Source organism: Streptomyces sp. NPDC085937, from assembly GCF_044540535.1.
In the GTDB taxonomy this organism is placed as follows: domain Bacteria; phylum Actinomycetota; class Actinomycetes; order Streptomycetales; family Streptomycetaceae; genus Streptomyces.
On record NZ_JBITSH010000003.1, the window covers coordinates 529,365 to 545,336 of the forward strand.

The following is a 15,972-nucleotide window of genomic DNA, read 5'->3' on the forward strand; positions in this document are numbered from 1 at the left end:
GGCGGCACAACATGACGGTACGTCAGGAGGGCGTCGTCCAGCGGGGAGCCGTCTCCGCCCACGCGGTCTCCCATCCGGCCAGATCGCGCCGGCGCAGAAGGATCCCGGCGACGGCGTGCGCGGCGGCGCCGGCGAGGGCGACGCCGAGGGCGGCCAGCAGCGCCCAGCCCCTCGCGCGGCTGCGGACCTCCTTCGCCCTCAGGGGTGCCTCGGTCACCTTCCCGTCGGCGGTGATCCACACGCTGACGGTGCTCCCTGCGGTCAGTCCCGGCCACACCTCCGCCCGGGTGGTCCGGGTGCGCCCCTCACGGGTGACGACCCGGACCTCGACCGGGTAACGGGTCTTCTTCTCCTCGTCCGAGCCCGGCTCGGGGTGCCGGGGCGCGTCCGCGGTCAGGGTCGCGTCCGTGAGATGACGCGTCTGCTGCTGGTGGCGCGCCGCGTCCCGGTAGTGCCGGTGGGCGGCGTCGCCCGCCAGGGCGGCGGCCACGGGCGCCACGGCCAGTACGGCGATCAGCACCCCGAGCCCCAGCCAGGCCCGCAGCACGTCGGTGCGGCGGCGCAGCGGGTTGCGCCGCCACCGCCAGAACATCGGGCGCGGGGGCGGGGCGGAGGGCGGCTGTGCCGGTGGGGGCTCGCCCGCCACGTCACGGCTCCTTCCGGTGAGGGGGTCGCAGGCAGAGGGGTGGGTCAGCGGGTCCCGCCGGCCGACGGGTGGTGGTGCGCGGCGGCCAGCAGGCCGGCGGCGCCCCGGACGGCAGCGGTGTGCGGGGACGGCACCGGCTGGACCGCGCAGCCGAGGCCGCCGGGCAGCCCGGCGGTGATCTCGGGGCGCAGCGCGCCTCCTCCGGCCAGCAGCACGCCCCGGCTCAGCGCGGTCCGGGTGAGCGAGGTGCGGTCCTGCCGCAGCATCGCGGTCACCATGTCGATCACCGCTTCGGTGACGAGTTCCGGCGGGGTGCCGTCGCCCAGGTCGGCGGTGCCCAGGGCGGTGCGGCGGGCGTCGGTCACCGCGCCGTCGGTGAGCAGCACCACCTCGGTGAGGTGCGCGCCGATGTCGACGACCAGCAGCGGCCGGACGTGGTCGGCGCTCGCGGCGAGCGCGACCGCCCGCGCGCCGGGGACCGTCAGTACGGCGCGCGGGCGGAGTGCTTCCACGGCCGTGCGGGCGGCGGCGCGGAAGGTGAGCCCGTCCAGGACCGGGGCGGTGACGACGACCAGCGGGCGGCCGATCCTCGGCATCCGGTGTCCGAGCAGCCGGTCCAGCATGCGGGCGGTGCCGGGGACGTCGACGATGGTGCCGCGCTGGATGGGGTGGACGGCCCCCGAGCCGGGGAACGTCACGGTCGGTACGTCCAGGACCATGCCCCGTCCGGCGATCCACGCGCGAGTGCGGGCGCTGCCCAGGTCGAGAGCGATACCCGAGCAGCGCCTGCACAGCGGCCAGTGCCGGTGCCGTACGGGACCCGGCCGGGGGCACCGGATCACGGTCACCGGCCGGCCTCCCGCACCTGCTGGCAGCGCCCGCAGTAGCGGGCCTGGGGGACGATCAGCAGGCGGTGCCGTTCGACCGGGCGGCGGCAGAGGTGACAGACGCCGTAGTTCCCGGAGTCCATCCGGGCCAGCGCCTCCTCGACGTCGGCGAGCACCATGCGGGCCGACGCCGCGAGCTTGACTCCGACCTCGATCTGCGCGGCGTCCTCCCGCCGGCGGCGGTCGTCGCAGCGGCTCGCGGAGGCGAACTGGCGCAGCTGTTCCCGTCGGAAGAGCAGCTGCTCGTGCAGGTTCTCACGGAGCGCGGCGAGGTCCTCGGCGTCGAGGACCCCGTCGTGCTCGCCGATGGTCTGGTGGGTCACCACTGCACCCCTCGGGCAGAGCGGATGGACGGACGGACGTGTCTTCGGGCCCCTAGGCCGCGCGGCGCTGGCAGGCGACGCAGTACCGGGTGTGCGGCAGGATCTCCAGCCGCTCCGGCGGTACGGGCTTGGAGCAGCCCAGGCAGTCGCCGTAGGTGCCGGCGTCGACGCGGGCGAAGGCCTCGTCGATCTCCGTGAGAACCCGCTTGATGGCGTCCTTCTGGTTGGACATCAGGTGGTCGCCCGGGCTGTCCCCGCCTTCGTCCAGCGCCTTGAGCTGCGCGAGCCGGGTGCTCCGGGCGTGCTCCAGACGCCGGCGGACCTCCTCCGCGGCGGGGTTCGCGGTACGGGGTTCGGTGCGGGGCAGGTCGAGCGACACGGGTTTCCTCCTGGGAGACGTACGGGATGACGCTTCCACCATGGCCGCTCACGCCGCCCGCGCCCATCGGGCGTGGGACCCATCTGTGCCGGGTCCGACGACCCACCCCGGGCGGCATGGGTCCGGCGGACGACGGGAAATGGGGCGCGGGGCCCATCGACCGGGCCGGGGTGTCCGGGGCAGGCTGGCCGGTGTCCGCCGGGACCAGGGGGTCGCTGCCGCATCAGGGGCCGCGGTGACCGACAGTAGAGGCAGACGAGAAAGAGGAAGGCGTGACCTCCGTGTCCCTGTACTGGCGGATCTTCGGGCTCAACGCCGTGGTGCTCGGCAGCGCCACGGCCCTGTTGCTGTGGGCTCCGGTGACCGTGTCCGTGCCGGTGCTGCTGACGGAGGCGGTGATCCTCGTCGGCGGTCTGGTCGTGATGCTGGTGGCCAACGCGGCGCTGCTGCGCATCGGGCTCGCCCCGCTGGACCGGGTGACCCGGCTGATGACCACCGTCGACCTGCTCCGTCCCGGCCAGCGTCTTCCCGTGCGCGGGGGCGGTGAGGTGGCGGAGCTGGTGAGCACCTTCAACGCGATGCTGGAGCGCCTGGAGGGGGAACGCGTGGCGAGCAGTGCCCGCGCCATCCTCGCCCAGGAGGGCGAGCGGCGCCGAATCGCCCAGGAACTCCACGACGAGGTCGGGCAGAGCATGACGGCCGTGCTGCTGGCCCTGAAGCGGGCCGCCGACGAGGCGGAGGAGCCGCTGCGCGGCGAGCTGCAGCAGGCGCAGGAGATCACCCGCGGCAGCCTGGACGAGGTACGCCGGCTGGTGCGCCGGCTGCGCCCGGGCGTGCTGGACGACCTCGGTCTGGTCAGCGCGGTGACATCGCTGACCACGGAGTTCTCCACCCACACCGGGCTGCGCGTGGTGCGCCGCTTCGACCCTGACCTGCCCTCCCTCGACCACGAGACGGAACTGGTGATCTACCGGGTGGCGCAGGAGAGCCTGACCAACGCCGCCCGGCACGCCGAGGCGGGGCGGGTGGAGGTGGCGCTGCGCGGCACCGACCGGGGTGTCCTGCTGGAGGTGGCCGACGACGGGCGCGGCATCGGGGCCGCGCGGGAAGGCGCGGGACTTCGTGGAATGCGTGAACGCGCCCTGCTGATCGGGGCCACGCTGGACATCTGGAGCCCGGACGAGGTCTCCCGAACAGGAACCGGTACCCGAATCCGGCTGACCGTGCCCGCCGTCAGGAAGCAGTCATGAACGACCAGGACATCCGTGCCGACCGCCCCGCGGACACGATCCGTATCCTCCTCGCCGACGACCACGCGCTGGTACGGCGCGGGGTCCGGCTGATCCTCGACCGGGAGCCCGACCTGGAGGTGGTCGCCGAGGCCGGTGACGGGGCCGAGGCGATCGCCATGGCCCGCACCCACGACGTCGACCTCGCGGTGCTGGACATCGCCATGCCGCGGCTGACCGGTCTGCAGGCGGCGCGGGAGCTGACCGCGCTGAAGCCGGGGCTGCGCATCCTGATGCTGACGATGCACGACAACGAGCAGTACCTGTTCCAGGCGTTGAAGGCGGGGGCGGGCGGCTACGTGCTGAAGTCCGTCGCCGACCGTGACCTGGTCGCCGCCTGCCGGGCGGCGATGCGGGACGAGCCGTTCCTGTACCCGGGTGCGGTGACCGCGCTGATCCGCAACTACCTGGACCGGGTGCGGCACGGCGAGGAGGCCCCCGAGCAGCTGCTCACGCCGCGCGAGGAGGAGGTGCTGAAGCTGGTCGCCGAGGGCCACTCCTCCAAGGAGATCGCGGAGCTGCTGTTCATCAGCGTCAAGACGGTCCAGCGGCACCGGGAGAACCTGCTGCACAAGCTCGGTCTCCGGGACCGTCTGGAGCTGACGCGTTACGCCATCCGCGCGGGGCTCGTGGAACCTTGACCGCCCACGCCCCGGGCCGTGCCGCCCGCCTTCCGTGCCGAGCCGCCGCGGCCGTCCTGGCCGCCTTCGCGGCCGTTCTGCTGACCCTCGGTTTCACCCCCGGCACGGCCCCCGCGTCGGCCGTCACCGCTCCCCCGTCGGCCCCCGCCTACTTCCCGGCGTCCCCCGGCACCCCGACGTACTCCTCGGGCACCCAGCCGCACAGCGACGAGGCGTACGTCGCCGCCCGGACCGTCCTGACCCGGCCGGAACGGGCCGACGGCGAGCGGACCCTGTTCGCCGGGCCGCTGCTGTTCACGCCCGCGTACACGCCGCGGGTCCCGCCCCGGCCGGCGCGTCCCGCGCCCTCGGCCGGACACGCGCCGCCCGCCGCCGCGCACGTACCGGCGGATCTGGGGCGGGCCCCGCCCGCCGCCTCCAGCACCTGAGCCGTCCCCTTCCCACCTTCCGCGTGCCCCCGACGGGCACGTGTGCCTTGCTGGAGGCATCTGTGAAACGTCCCGCCCGCGTCAGGGCGTTGTTCGCGCTTGCCGTGATCGCCGTGTCCGTGTTCGTCGCCGTCACCGTTCCCGTCCGTCTGGGACTGGATCTGCGGGGCGGCACCCAGATCGTGCTGGAGACCCGTTCGACCGAGACACTGAAGGCCGACTCCGAGGCCACCGACCGCACCCTGGAGGTGCTGCGCGGCCGGGTCGACGCGCTGGGCGTCGCCGAGCCGGGCATCGTCCGCTCCGGTGACAACCGGATCATCGTGGAGCTGCCGGGGGTGCAGGACCCGCGGCAGGCCGCCGACGTCCTCGGCCGCACCGCGCAGCTCTCCGTCCACCCCGTCCTCGGCCCCGGCACCGCGGACGGCCGGGCGCTGCCGAAGGGCGAGCGCGTGCTGCCCGACGAGGCGGGCGAGCGGCTGCACCTGGGCGGGGCCGCGCTCAGCGGCCAGGACGTGAAGAGCGCCGAGGCCCGCTTCGACCCGCAGAGCGGGGCCGGCTGGCACGTCACCGTCGACTTCGCGGACGGCAAGGGCTGGGCCCGGCTGACCGGTGAGGCCGCCTGCCATCCGGCGGGCGACCCGCAGCGGCGGGTGGCCATCGTCCTCGACAACAAGATCATCTCGTCGCCGCAGGTCGATCCGTCGGTGGCCTGCGGTGCGGGAATCACCGGGGGGTCGACGCAGATCACCGGGTCCTTCACCAGCGACGAGGCGAAGGAGCTCGCGCTCCTCGTGCACGGCGGTGCCCTGCCGGTGCCGGTGGAGACCGTGGAGCAGCGGACGGTCGGCCCGACGCTGGGCGCCGAAGCCATCCGGGCCAGCGCCTGGGCGGCCGTGGTCGGCACCGCGTTGACGGCGCTGTTCGTCATCGTCGTCTACCGCCTCATGGGCCTGCTCGCCGTCGTGGCCCTGCTCTGCTACGGCCTGATCTCGTACGCCGGCCTGGCGGCGCTCGGCGCGACCCTGACCCTGCCCGGTCTCGCCGGTTTCGTGCTGGCCATCGGCATGGCGGTGGACGCCAACGTGCTGGTCTTCGAACGCTCCCGGGAGGAGTACGCCAAACGCAACCGGCCCAGCGGGCGCTCGGCCCTGACCGCCGGTTTCAAGGGCGCGTTCAGCGCGATCGCGGACTCCAACGTGACGACGCTGATCGCGGCGGCGCTGCTGTTCGTGCTCGCCTCCGGCCCGGTGAAAGGCTTCGGCGTGACGCTCGGCATCGGTGTGCTGGCGTCCATGATCAGCGCCTTGGTGATCACCCGGGTGCTCGCGGAGTTCGCGGTGGCGCGCCGCTGGGTGCACCGTCGTCCCGGTGTCACGGGGCTGGCCTCCGTCGGCCGGGTCCGTGCCTTCCTCACCCGCCGTAACCCGCAGCTGATGCGCCGCCCGCGCCGCTGGCTGGCCGTGTCGGCCGTGGTACTGGCCGTTGCCGCCGCGGGCATCTTCGTGCGCGGGCTGAACTTCGGTGTGGAGTTCACCGGCGGCCGGCTGATCGAGTACTCCACCGAGCAGACCGTCGACCCGGACCGGGCCCGCGCCGCCCTCGCCGACGCCGGCTTCCCGCAGGCCGTCGTGCAGTCCTCCGGCGACAGCGGTCTGACGGTGCGGACGGAGGAGCTGAGCAACGAGGAGGCGGTCAAGGTGGCCGAGACCGTCGCCGAGGTCGGCGGCGGGGCGGAGAAGGTCCGCGACGAGCTGATCGGCCCGAGCCTCGGCGACGAGCTGCGGCGCAACGCGCTGATCGCGCTCGGCCTCGCCCTGCTCGCCCAACTGCTGTACCTGGCGGTGCGGTTCCGCTGGATGTTCGGCACCGGGGCGGTGGCCGCGCTGGCGCACGACGTGGTGATCCTCACCGGCGTCTTCGCCTGGCTGGGCAAGCCGGTCGACGGGGTGTTCCTGGCGGCGCTGCTCACCGTGATCGGCTACTCGGTGAACGACTCCGTGGTGGTGTTCGACCGCATCCGGGAGCTGTGGCGCAAGGACGCGAAGGCGCCGCTCGCGCAGGTCACCAACCAGGCGATCCTGCAGACGGTGCCGCGTACCGTGAACACGGGCATCGGCGTGATCTTCATCCTGGCGGCGCTGGCGCTGCTGGGCGGTGACTCGCTCACCGACTTCGCGCTGGCCCTGCTGATCGGCATGCTCGTCGGCACGTACTCGTCGGTCCTGACCGCCTCCCCCCTGGCCATCGAGCTGGACGCCCGGGCGGGCGGCGGAAAGCGGTCCCGACGAGCCGCCCCCCGCAAACCGGCCCCCCGAACGGAGCGCACGAAGACCGAGGTGTGACACGAGGGGGTGCAGGCGGCGTCGGCCGCCTGCACCCCTGGGTGCGCGGGAAACCGCGCGACCAGCCCCCACCGGCCGTAGGAACTACGACCCCAGGGGCGCGGGGAACTGCGCGACCACCCCCCACCCACCCGCACACACCCGCCAAGACAAGCCCAAACAGGGGCGCGGGGAACTGCGCGACCAGCCCCCACGCACCCGCACCGACCCCTCACGCGCTCACCCCCGCTCCCACCCCCTCCTCCTCCTCGAACTGCGTCCGGTACAACTCCGCGTACCGCCCACCCGCGACCAGCAACTCCTCATGCGTCCCGCGCTCGACCACGCACCCGCCCTCGACCACGAGGATCAGATCGGCGGCCCGCACGGTCGACAGACGGTGCGCGATCACCAGCGCCGTCCTCCCCTCGAGCGCCTCCCCCAACGCCTCCTGCACCGCCGCCTCGGACGTGTTGTCCAAGTGGGCCGTCGCCTCGTCGAGGACGACCACCCGCTGCCGTGCCAGCAGCAACCGCGCGATCGTCATGCGCTGCCGTTCACCGCCGGAGAGCCGGTAGCCGCGCTCCCCGACCACCGTGTCCAGCCCGTCGGGCAACGCCCGCACCAGCGTGTCGAGGCGCGCCCGCCGCAACGCGTCCCACAGCTCCGCCTCGTCCGCGTCCGGCCGGGCCAGCAGCAGGTTGGCGCGGACGGTGTCGTGGAAGAGGTGACCGTCCTGGGTCACCATCCCGACCGTGTCCCGCAGCGACGCCGCGCTCAGGTCGCGGACGTCGGCGCCGCCCACCCGCACCGCGCCCGAGTCGACGTCGTACAGCCGGGGCAGCAGGGCCGCGACGGTCGACTTGCCGGCGCCGGAGGAGCCGACGAGGGCGACGGTCTGCCCGGGTTCGGCGCGGAAGGAAATGCCGTGCAGCACCTCCTCGCCGCCGCGTGTGTCGAGGGTGGCGACCTCCTCCAGGGAGGCCAGGGACACCTTGTCGGCGGACGGGTAGCCGAAGCGGACGTCGTCGAACTCCACAGCGACCGGGCCTTCGGGGACCTCGCGCGCGTCCGGCCGCTCCCTGATGAGGGGTTCGAGGTCCAGCACCTCGAAGACCCTCTCGAAGCTGACCAGCGCGCTCATCACCTCCACCCGGGCCCCGGCCAGCGAGGTCAGCGGCGCGTACAGCCGGGTCAGCAGCAGCGCGAGCGCCACCACCGCGCCCGCGTCGAGGGCGCCGGACAGGGCGAGCCGGCCGCCGAGGCCGTAGACCAGGGCGAGGGCGAGGGCGGAGACGAGGGTGAGCGCGGTGATGAACACGGTCTGGGCGGTGGCCGTACGCACGCCGATGTCCCGGACCCGGCGGGCGCGTTCCAGGAACTCCTCGGACTCCTCCTCGGGCCGCCCGAACAGTTTCACCAGGGTGGCGCCGGGAGCGGAGAACCGCTCCGTCATCCGCGTCCCCATGGCCGCGTTGAGGGAGGCGGCCTCCCGCTGGAGTCCGGCCATCCGACGGCCCATGCGGCGGGCCGGGATCACGAACACCGGCAGCAGCACCAGCGACAGCAGGGTGATCTGCCAGGACAGGGTCAGCATCACGCCGAGGGTGAGCACCAGGGTGACCATGTTGCCGACGACCGTCGACAGGGTGGTGCTGAAAGCCCGCTGTGCGCCGATCACGTCGTTGTTGAGACGGGAGACGAGCGCTCCCGTACGGGTGCGTGTGAAGAACGCCACCGGCATCCGCTGCACATGGTCGAAGACCGCCGCCCGCAGCCCCAGGATGAGGTCCTCCCCGAGGGCCGCCGACAGCCTCCGCCCCAGTACGCCGAGGACCGCCTCCGCCACCGCGATCAGGGCGATGAGCAGGGCCAGACGCACCACCGTGGCCGGGTCCCCGTCCGACACGACGGTGTTCACGACCCGCCCGGCGAGGACGGGGGTGGCGACGGCGAGTGCCGCGGTCGCCGTGCCGAGCAGCACGAACAGGACCAGCCGGCGGCGGTGCGGCCGGGCGAAGGCGCCGATCCGGCGCAGGGTGTCCCGGGTGACGGGGCGATGCCCCTCCTCGGCGGTCATGACGCTGCGCAGCTGTGCCCACGCGGTGGTCTCCATGCTCATGGACGTGACGGTATGACCTCAAGCATGATTGAGGTCAAGGAGACGGCCGTCCCGCCGGCCCGGCGCGCGCACGGGGGTCTTCGCCGTGCGTCCGGCCTGTCGCAACCCGCCGTTCGCACGGACCGGTCATCCTCGGGGGCCATGACGGTGACGATCCGCCGTGTGCTGTGCGTACTGCCGCTGCTGCTCGTGACCGTGGTCGCGGTGCGGCAGCGGGCGGTGCTGTCCGAGGGGTTCGGGCTGCTGGCGACCGCGCGCTGGCCCTGGCTGCTGGCCGCGGCCGGCCTGACGTGTCTGACGTGGGTGGCCGCCGCGTGCACCCGGCAGGGCGCGGTCCTCGAACGGCTGCCCGGGCGGCGGCTGTTGGCGACCCAGTTCGCGGCGGGCGCGGCGAACCACCTGCTCCCCACGGGGCTGGGCGCGAGCGCGGTCAACCTGCGCTTCATGGCCGTGTGCGGGCTCAGCCCGGCCCGGTCCTCGGCCGCGCTGGCGCTGTATCTGCTGGCGGAGTGCGTCGGACGGGTGGGCTTGTTGGGCGCCCTGCTCGTGCTGTTCCCGGACGCCCTGCCGTTCGGCTCGCTGTTGCCGGACGAGGTTCCGGTCGGGGCGTTCCTCGCGGCGGGCGCGGTGACGGCCGTGGCGGTGGGCGCGCTGGCCTCCCTAGGGCGGGTGCGGACGGTGGTGGGCCGGTTCCTGCGGACGGCGCTCGGCGAGGCGCGGTCGGTGCACGCCCGTCCGGCGCGGGCGCTGGCGCTGTGGGGCGGGGCGCTGGCCTTCCCGGCGCTGCAGGCGGGCGTACTGGTGCTGGTGGCGCAGGCGTTCGGACTGGCGGTGCCCGCCGCGCACCTGGCGGTGGCGTACCTGGCGGCGACGGTGGCGGTGGCCCTGGTGCCCACCCCGGGCGGGATCGGCTCGGTGGAGGCGGCGCTGGTCGTGGCGCTGGTGGCGGTCGGCGGGGCCGCCGCGGTGGCCACGGCGGTGGTCCTGGTGTTCCGGCTCATCACGGTATGGCTGCCCCTGCTGCCGGGCGCGGTGACACTGGCGGCGCTGGTACGGCTGAAGGTGATCTGACGCCGCGCGGACCGACGGTGCGTCTCGCGTGGACGCGCGGTGTGTCCGCCCCGCGGACGGGCGGTGTGTCCGCCGCGTGGACGGGCGGCGAGCCGGCGGGCTCTTCGGCCGGGTGTCCGGCGTGCGGGCGGATCATCCGGCGCCCGGGGCGGGTAGGGTCCCGGTCCCAGCCACGGAAGGGACCTGCCATGCCCGTACGGATCGAACGCCGGGGAGCCGTCACCACGGTCGTGCTGTCCCGTCCCGAGGCGCGCAACGCGGTGGACGGGCCGACGGCCGCCGAACTCGCCGACGCCTTCCGGGCGTTCGAGGCGGACGACGAAGCGCGGGTGGCGGTGCTGTGGGGTGAGGGCGGCACGTTCTGCGCGGGCGCCGACCTGAAGGCGCTGGGCACGGAGCGCGCCAACCGGGTGGCCGAGGACGGTGACGGGCCGATGGGGCCGACCCGGATGCGGCTGTCGAAGCCGGTGATCGCCGCGGTGTCCGGGCACGCCGTGGCGGGCGGTCTCGAGCTGGCGCCTGGTGCGACCTGCGGGTGGCCGAGGAGGGCGCCGTCTTCGGCATGTACTGCCGTCGTTGGGGCGTGCCGCTGATCGACGGCGGCACCGTACGGCTGCCCCGTCTGATCGGCACGAGCAGGGCCATGGACATGATCCTCACCGGGCGTCCGGTGGCCGCGGCCGAGGCGTACGCGATGGGACTGGCCAACCGGGTGGTGCCCACCGGGCGTGCCCGCGCCGAGGCGGAGGAACTGGCCGCCGGACTGGCCCGGTTCCCCCAGGCGTGCCTGCGGTCCGACCGCGCCTCGGTGCTGGAGCAGGAAGGGCTCGGCGAGGAGGCCGCGCTCGCCGTCGAACTGCGGCACGGCGCCGGGGTGTTGGAGGAGAGCGCGGAGGGCGCGGCCCGGTTCGCGTCAGGGGCCGGCCGGCACGGCTCCTTCGGCGGCCTGTGACACCGGCCGTGGTACGAACTGCCTCTCGGGATACGGCAGGATGAGCGACGGTGCCCCCGCAGGTCGCAGCGGGTGCGGCACCGGTGGATCCCGTATACCTCGAGCAGGTGACTCACGTGACACGACTTCACATACGGCCCTCGGCCCAGGAGACCCGGCCGTCGGCCCGGGGGTGCGCGGGGGGTGAGCGGTGACCCGCTCCCTCACCGTGGACGATCTGGCGCACGCCGGAATCGCCCTCGCCGCCGGTGTCCTGGCGGCGTTCCTGCTTCGCATGCTGCTGCGCTGGCTGGCGCGGCACGCCGAGCGCACCGCCTGGCGCGGTGACGACATCCTGGTGGACGCGCTGCGCATGGTCGTGCCGTGGGCCGCCGTCGCGGGCGGTGCGGCCTCCGCGGCGGCGGCGCTGCCGCTGACCCGGGCCGTGCAGCACACGGTCAACCAGGTGCTGACCCTGACGGTGATCTTCGTCGCGACCGTGGCGGCCGCCCGGGTGGTGGCGGACCTGGTGCGTTCGGTCACCCAGTCGCGGTCCGGCGTGGCCGGGTCGGCGACGATCTTCGTGAACATCACCCGGATCCTGGTCCTCGCCATCGGCTTCCTGATCGGACTGCAGACGCTGGGCATCTCCATCGCCCCGCTGCTCACCGCCCTGGGTGTCGGCGGTCTGGCGGTGGCGCTGGCGCTGCAGGACACGCTCGCGAACCTCTTCGCGGGCATCCACATCCTCGCCTCGAAGACCGTGCAGCCCGGTGACTACATCCGGCTGAGCAGCGGTGAGGAGGGCTACGTCGAGGACATCAACTGGCGTCAGACGACCGTCCGCGAGCTGTCCAACAACCTGGTGGTCGTGCCCAACGGCCAGCTCGCCAAGTCCAACATGACCAACTTCATGCGGCCCCAGCAGCAGCTGACGATCCTGGTGCAGGCCGGGGTGTCGTACGACAGTGACCTGGAGCATGTGGAGCGGGTGACCAAGGAGGTCGTCGCCGAGGTGATGACCGAGATCACCGGTGCCGTGCCGGAGCACGAGCCGGCGGTGCGCTTCCACACCTTCGGCGACTCGCGCATCGGGTTCACCGTGATCCTGGGCGTGGCGGAGTTCAGCGACCAGTACCGGATCAAGCACGAGTTCATCAAGCGGCTGCACCGGCGCTACCGCGAGGAGGGCATCCGCATTCCGTCCCCTGCCCGGACGGTCGCCCTCCAGCAGGGCACGGTGCTGATTCCGTCCCAGCGGGACGCGTCGGCGACGGCGGACGACATGATCACCGGGCGGCCGGTCTGACGGTCGGGCGGCGGGCCGCAGCAGCCGCTGGGCGCCGCGGCCCGGCGCACCCTCCTTCGGCGGGTTTCGGGGCTCCGCCCCGGACCCCGTTCGCGCAGTTCCCCGCGCCCCTGTGGGGCGCTCCCGGCACGCCGCCCTCCCCCTCGCAGCCGCGCCCCGGTGGGGCGTTCCCCGGGAACTCGGCGTGGACCCCTGTCGAGCCTGGGGCCGTCACAAGATATCTTGATGTCGAGCAATGTTGCAGACGTGGAGCGGAGCACCCGGTGACTGACTCGACCATCATCTATACGCACACTGACGAGGCCCCGGCCCTGGCGACGTATTCCTTCCTGCCGGTGGTCCGGGCGTACGCCTCGCAGGCGGGCGTCCCCGTGGAGACGCGGGACATCTCGCTGGCCGGACGCATCATCGCCGTGTTCCCGGAGTACCTCACCGAGGACCAGCGCATCCCGGACGCCCTCGCCGAGCTCGGTGAGCTGGCGAAGACCCCCGCGGCCAACATCATCAAGCTGCCCAACATCTCGGCCTCGATCCCGCAGCTCAAGGCCGCGATCGCCGAGCTGCAGGGCCAGGGCTACGCGCTGCCGGACTACCCGGACGACCCGAAGACCGACGAGGAGCGCGAGATCCGCGCCCGCTACGACAAGATCAAGGGTTCCGCCGTGAACCCGGTCCTGCGTGAGGGCAACTCCGACCGCCGCGCCCCCGCCTCGGTCAAGAACTACGCGAAGTCCCACCCCCACCGCATGGGCGCCTGGACCGCCGAGTCCAAGACCAACGTCGCCACGATGGGCCAGGACGACTTCCGCTCCACCGAGAAGTCGGCCGTCATCGCCGAGGACGGTGCGCTGCGCATCGAGCTCAAGGGCGACGACGGCTCCACCACCGTGCTGCGCGAGTCGGTGCCCGTGCTCAAGGGCGAGGTCGTCGACGCCTCCGTGATGCGCGTCGCCGCGCTGCGCGAGTTCCTGACCGCTCAGGTCGCCCGCGCCAAGCAGGAGGGTGTGCTGTTCTCCGTGCACCTGAAGGCCACGATGATGAAGGTCTCCGACCCGATCGTCTTCGGCCACGTGGTGCGCGCCTTCTTCCCGAAGACGTTCGCGCAGTACGGCGACAAGCTGGCCGCGGCCGGCCTCACCCCGAACGACGGCCTCGGCGGCATCTACAAGGGCCTGGAGAACCTGCCCGAGGGTGCCGAGATCAAGGCGTCCTTCGACGCCGAGCTGGCCGAGGGTCCGGAGCTGGCGATGGTCGACTCCGACAAGGGCATCACCAACCTGCACGTCCCCTCGGACGTCATCGTGGACGCCTCCATGCCGGCCATGATCCGCACCTCCGGTCACATGTGGGGCCCCGACGGCCAGGAGGCCGACACCCTCGCGGTGCTCCCGGACTCCAGCTACGCCGGCGTCTACCAGGCCGTGATCGACGACTGCCGCGCCAACGGCGCCTACGACCCGTCCACCATGGGCTCGGTCCCGAACGTCGGTCTGATGGCGCAGAAGGCCGAGGAGTACGGCAGCCACGACAAGACCTTCGAGATCCCCACCACGGGCACCGTCCGTCTGGTCGACGGCAACGGCGACGTGGTCATCGAGCAGGCCGTCTCCGCCGGTGACATCTTCCGCGCCTGCCAGACCAAGGACGCCCCGATCCGCGACTGGGTGAAGCTGGCCGTCACCCGCGCCCGCGCCACCGGCGCCCCGGCCGTCTTCTGGCTGGACGAGACCCGCGCGCACGACGCCAACCTGATCGCCAAGGTCAAGGAGTACCTGCCGGAGCACGACACCGAGGGCCTGGACATCCGGATCCTCAACCCGGTCGAGGCGACCAAGCTGTCGGTGGAGCGCATCCGCCGCGGCGAGGACACCATCTCGGTCACCGGCAACGTGCTGCGCGACTACCTGACCGACCTGTTCCCGATCCTGGAGCTGGGCACCAGCGCCAAGATGCTGTCGGTGGTCCCGCTGATGGCGGGCGGCGGCCTGTTCGAGACGGGCGCGGGCGGCTCGGCGCCGAAGCACGTGCAGCAGCTGGTCAAGGAGAACTACCTGCGCTGGGACTCCCTCGGTGAGTTCTTCGCGCTGGTGCCGTCGCTGGAGCAGTACGCCGGGGTCACGGGCAACACCCGCGCCAAGGTGCTCGCCGACGCCCTCGACCGCGCCACGGCGACCTTCCTCAACGAGGACAAGTCCCCGACCCGTCGCGTCGGCGGCATCGACAACCGCGGCAGCCACTTCTACCTGTCCCTGTACTGGGCCCAGGAGCTGGCCGCGCAGACGGAGGACGCGGACCTCGCGAAGGCCTTCGCCCCGCTCGCCGAGACCCTCTCCGCCAACGAGGCGAAGATCGTCGAGGAGCTGAACGCCGTCCAGGGCAAGCCGGCCGAGATCGGCGGCTACTTCCAGCCCGACCCGGCCAAGGCCGCCGCGGTGATGCGTCCGTCCGCCACGTGGAACGAGGCGCTGGCGTCCCTCAGCTGACCCGCACGTCCCTGCGCTCCGCCCCGGCCGGCGACCCGCCCGGCCGGGGCGGAGCCGTGTCCGGGGGCCGGCGGTTCCTTAGAGTCCGGCTGCGCGGGCTTCGGCTGCCCAGGTTTCGGCTCCTCGGGGTCCGGCTCTCCGGGGTCGGCTCCCCCGGGGTCGGCCCCCCGGGCTGTCGCTCGGGCGGTCGCTCGGGCGGTCGCTCGGGGGTCGTTGTCAGTGGCGTGTGGCACCTTGATCGTCCGTACGTCCGTACCACCGACAGCACCTTTGGAGCAGCGCATGACCGTCGTGCCGCCCTCGTTCGACCTCCTTCCTGGAGACCCCGCCTCCCCGGTGATCCTGCACGTGCCGCACTCGGCCCGGGAGATACCGGCCGACGTCCGCTCCGGGATCGTCCTGGACGACGCCGCGCTGGAGCGCGAGCTGGACCACATCACCGACGCGCACACCGCGTCGATCGCGGACGCGGCGGCCCGCGCGGCCGGCGTCACCCCCTGGCGGTTCGTGAACCGGCTCTCGCGTCTGGTCGTGGACCCCGAGCGGTTCCCGGACGAGCGGGAGGAGATGCTCGCCGTGGGCATGGGCGCGGTGTACACGCGGACCACCCACAAGGACGCGCTGCGGCCGGACGGCTTCGACGCCGCCCCGCTGGTCGAGCGGTACTTCCACCCGTACGCGCGGGCCATGACGGAGGCGGTGGCCGGCCGGCTCGCGGTGACCGGGAGGTGCGTGATCGTCGACGTGCACTCCTACCCGAGCGCGCCACTGCCGTACGAGTTGCACGGCGACGGGCCGCGTCCCGAGGTGTGCCTGGGCACCGACCCCTTCCACACCCCGCCCGCGTTGCTCGCCGCCGCCCGTGAGGCGTTCGCGCCGTGCGGGGAGACGGGGCTGGACAGCCCGTTCGCGGGGACGTACGTGCCGCTGGAGTTCTACGGCAAGCGGGCGGAGGTGTCCGCGCTGATGGTGGAGATCCGCCGCGACACCTACATGACCGAACCGGGCGGCCCTGCGGACGAGGGCCTGCCCCGCCTCGCGTCGGCACTCGGCACGCTGATCGACGCGGCCTGACGCGGACGGGGGCCGGCGAGGGCCGCCTCCGCAACCGAGGCGCCCCCGGCCCGCACCGCCCCTTC

The 15,972-nt window shown here is 73.3% G+C and carries 13 protein-coding genes and 1 pseudogene; 9 read left to right on the forward strand and 5 right to left on the reverse strand.

Annotated elements, in window-relative coordinates; translation table 11 throughout:
- Positions 1 to 22 precede the first annotated feature (22 nt).
- From ACIF8S_RS09490 to ACIF8S_RS09505, 4 genes are read right to left on the reverse strand one after another with little or no spacing between them, the layout of a single operon-like run.
- Entirely contained in the window at positions 23 to 646 is a 624-nt protein-coding gene (locus ACIF8S_RS09490; RefSeq protein ID WP_399998342.1) for a hypothetical protein, read from the reverse strand.
- 44 nt (positions 647 to 690) lie between these two features.
- On the reverse strand, positions 691 to 1,494 hold the full coding sequence (locus tag ACIF8S_RS09495) for a rod shape-determining protein (RefSeq protein ID WP_399998343.1): 804 nt from the start codon (positions 1,492 to 1,494) through the stop codon (positions 691 to 693).
- On the reverse strand, positions 1,491 to 1,859 hold the full coding sequence (locus tag ACIF8S_RS09500) for a TraR/DksA C4-type zinc finger protein (protein WP_349794294.1): 369 nt from the start codon (positions 1,857 to 1,859) through the stop codon (positions 1,491 to 1,493). The genes ACIF8S_RS09495 and ACIF8S_RS09500 overlap by 4 nt, the downstream gene beginning before the upstream one ends.
- A gap of 49 nt (positions 1,860 to 1,908) precedes the next feature.
- Complete coding sequence (locus tag ACIF8S_RS09505; protein WP_024883661.1) at positions 1,909 to 2,235, reverse strand: TraR/DksA C4-type zinc finger protein; 327 nt, start codon at positions 2,233 to 2,235, stop codon at positions 1,909 to 1,911.
- A 272-nt stretch (positions 2,236 to 2,507) separates the two neighbouring features.
- Here ACIF8S_RS09505 and ACIF8S_RS09510 point away from each other — a divergent pair, with 272 nt between their 5' ends.
- From ACIF8S_RS09510 to secD, 4 genes are all read left to right on the forward strand, one after another.
- Positions 2,508 to 3,485 (forward strand): HAMP domain-containing sensor histidine kinase, encoded by a 978-nt coding sequence (locus ACIF8S_RS09510; RefSeq protein ID WP_399998344.1) that lies wholly within the window; start codon positions 2,508 to 2,510, stop codon positions 3,483 to 3,485.
- Complete coding sequence (locus tag ACIF8S_RS09515) at positions 3,482 to 4,165, forward strand: response regulator transcription factor (RefSeq protein ID WP_024883663.1); 684 nt, start codon at positions 3,482 to 3,484, stop codon at positions 4,163 to 4,165. Before ACIF8S_RS09510 ends, ACIF8S_RS09515 begins: the two co-directional genes overlap by 4 nt.
- Entirely contained in the window at positions 4,162 to 4,593 is a 432-nt protein-coding gene (locus ACIF8S_RS09520; protein WP_399998345.1) for a hypothetical protein, read from the forward strand. Before ACIF8S_RS09515 ends, ACIF8S_RS09520 begins: the two co-directional genes overlap by 4 nt.
- A 62-nt stretch (positions 4,594 to 4,655) precedes the next feature.
- A complete protein-coding gene (gene secD, locus ACIF8S_RS09525) occupies positions 4,656 to 6,938 on the forward strand; it encodes a protein translocase subunit SecD (protein ID WP_399998346.1) in 2,283 nt (760 codons plus the stop codon).
- Positions 6,939 to 7,149: 211 nt separating this feature from the next.
- On the opposite strand, the gene ACIF8S_RS09530 is transcribed toward secD, so the two are convergent.
- Positions 7,150 to 9,033: an ABC transporter ATP-binding protein gene (locus ACIF8S_RS09530; protein WP_399998497.1), complete on the reverse strand. Its 1,884-nt coding sequence runs from the start codon at positions 9,031 to 9,033 to the stop codon at positions 7,150 to 7,152.
- Between the two features lie 147 nt (positions 9,034 to 9,180).
- On the opposite strand from ACIF8S_RS09530, the gene ACIF8S_RS09535 reads away from it, so the two are divergent.
- From ACIF8S_RS09535 to ACIF8S_RS09555, 5 genes and pseudogenes are all read left to right on the forward strand, one after another.
- Positions 9,181 to 10,110, forward strand: a complete 930-nt coding sequence (locus ACIF8S_RS09535) for a YbhN family protein (protein WP_399998348.1) — start codon at positions 9,181 to 9,183, stop codon at positions 10,108 to 10,110.
- Positions 10,111 to 10,298: 188 nt separating this feature from the next.
- Positions 10,299 to 11,062 (forward strand): annotated as a pseudogene (locus ACIF8S_RS09540) (crotonase/enoyl-CoA hydratase family protein).
- A gap of 190 nt (positions 11,063 to 11,252) precedes the next feature.
- The gene (locus ACIF8S_RS09545) at positions 11,253 to 12,350 is read left to right on the forward strand and encodes a mechanosensitive ion channel family protein (RefSeq protein WP_399998349.1); all 1,098 of its coding nucleotides are present in this window, start codon (positions 11,253 to 11,255) and stop codon (positions 12,348 to 12,350) included.
- A 263-nt stretch (positions 12,351 to 12,613) separates the two neighbouring features.
- Positions 12,614 to 14,833 (forward strand): NADP-dependent isocitrate dehydrogenase, encoded by a 2,220-nt coding sequence (locus tag ACIF8S_RS09550; RefSeq protein WP_399998351.1) that lies wholly within the window; start codon positions 12,614 to 12,616, stop codon positions 14,831 to 14,833.
- Between the two features lie 282 nt (positions 14,834 to 15,115).
- The gene (locus tag ACIF8S_RS09555; RefSeq protein ID WP_399998352.1) at positions 15,116 to 15,907 is read left to right on the forward strand and encodes an N-formylglutamate amidohydrolase; all 792 of its coding nucleotides are present in this window, start codon (positions 15,116 to 15,118) and stop codon (positions 15,905 to 15,907) included.
- Positions 15,908 to 15,972: the final 65 nt, after the last annotated feature.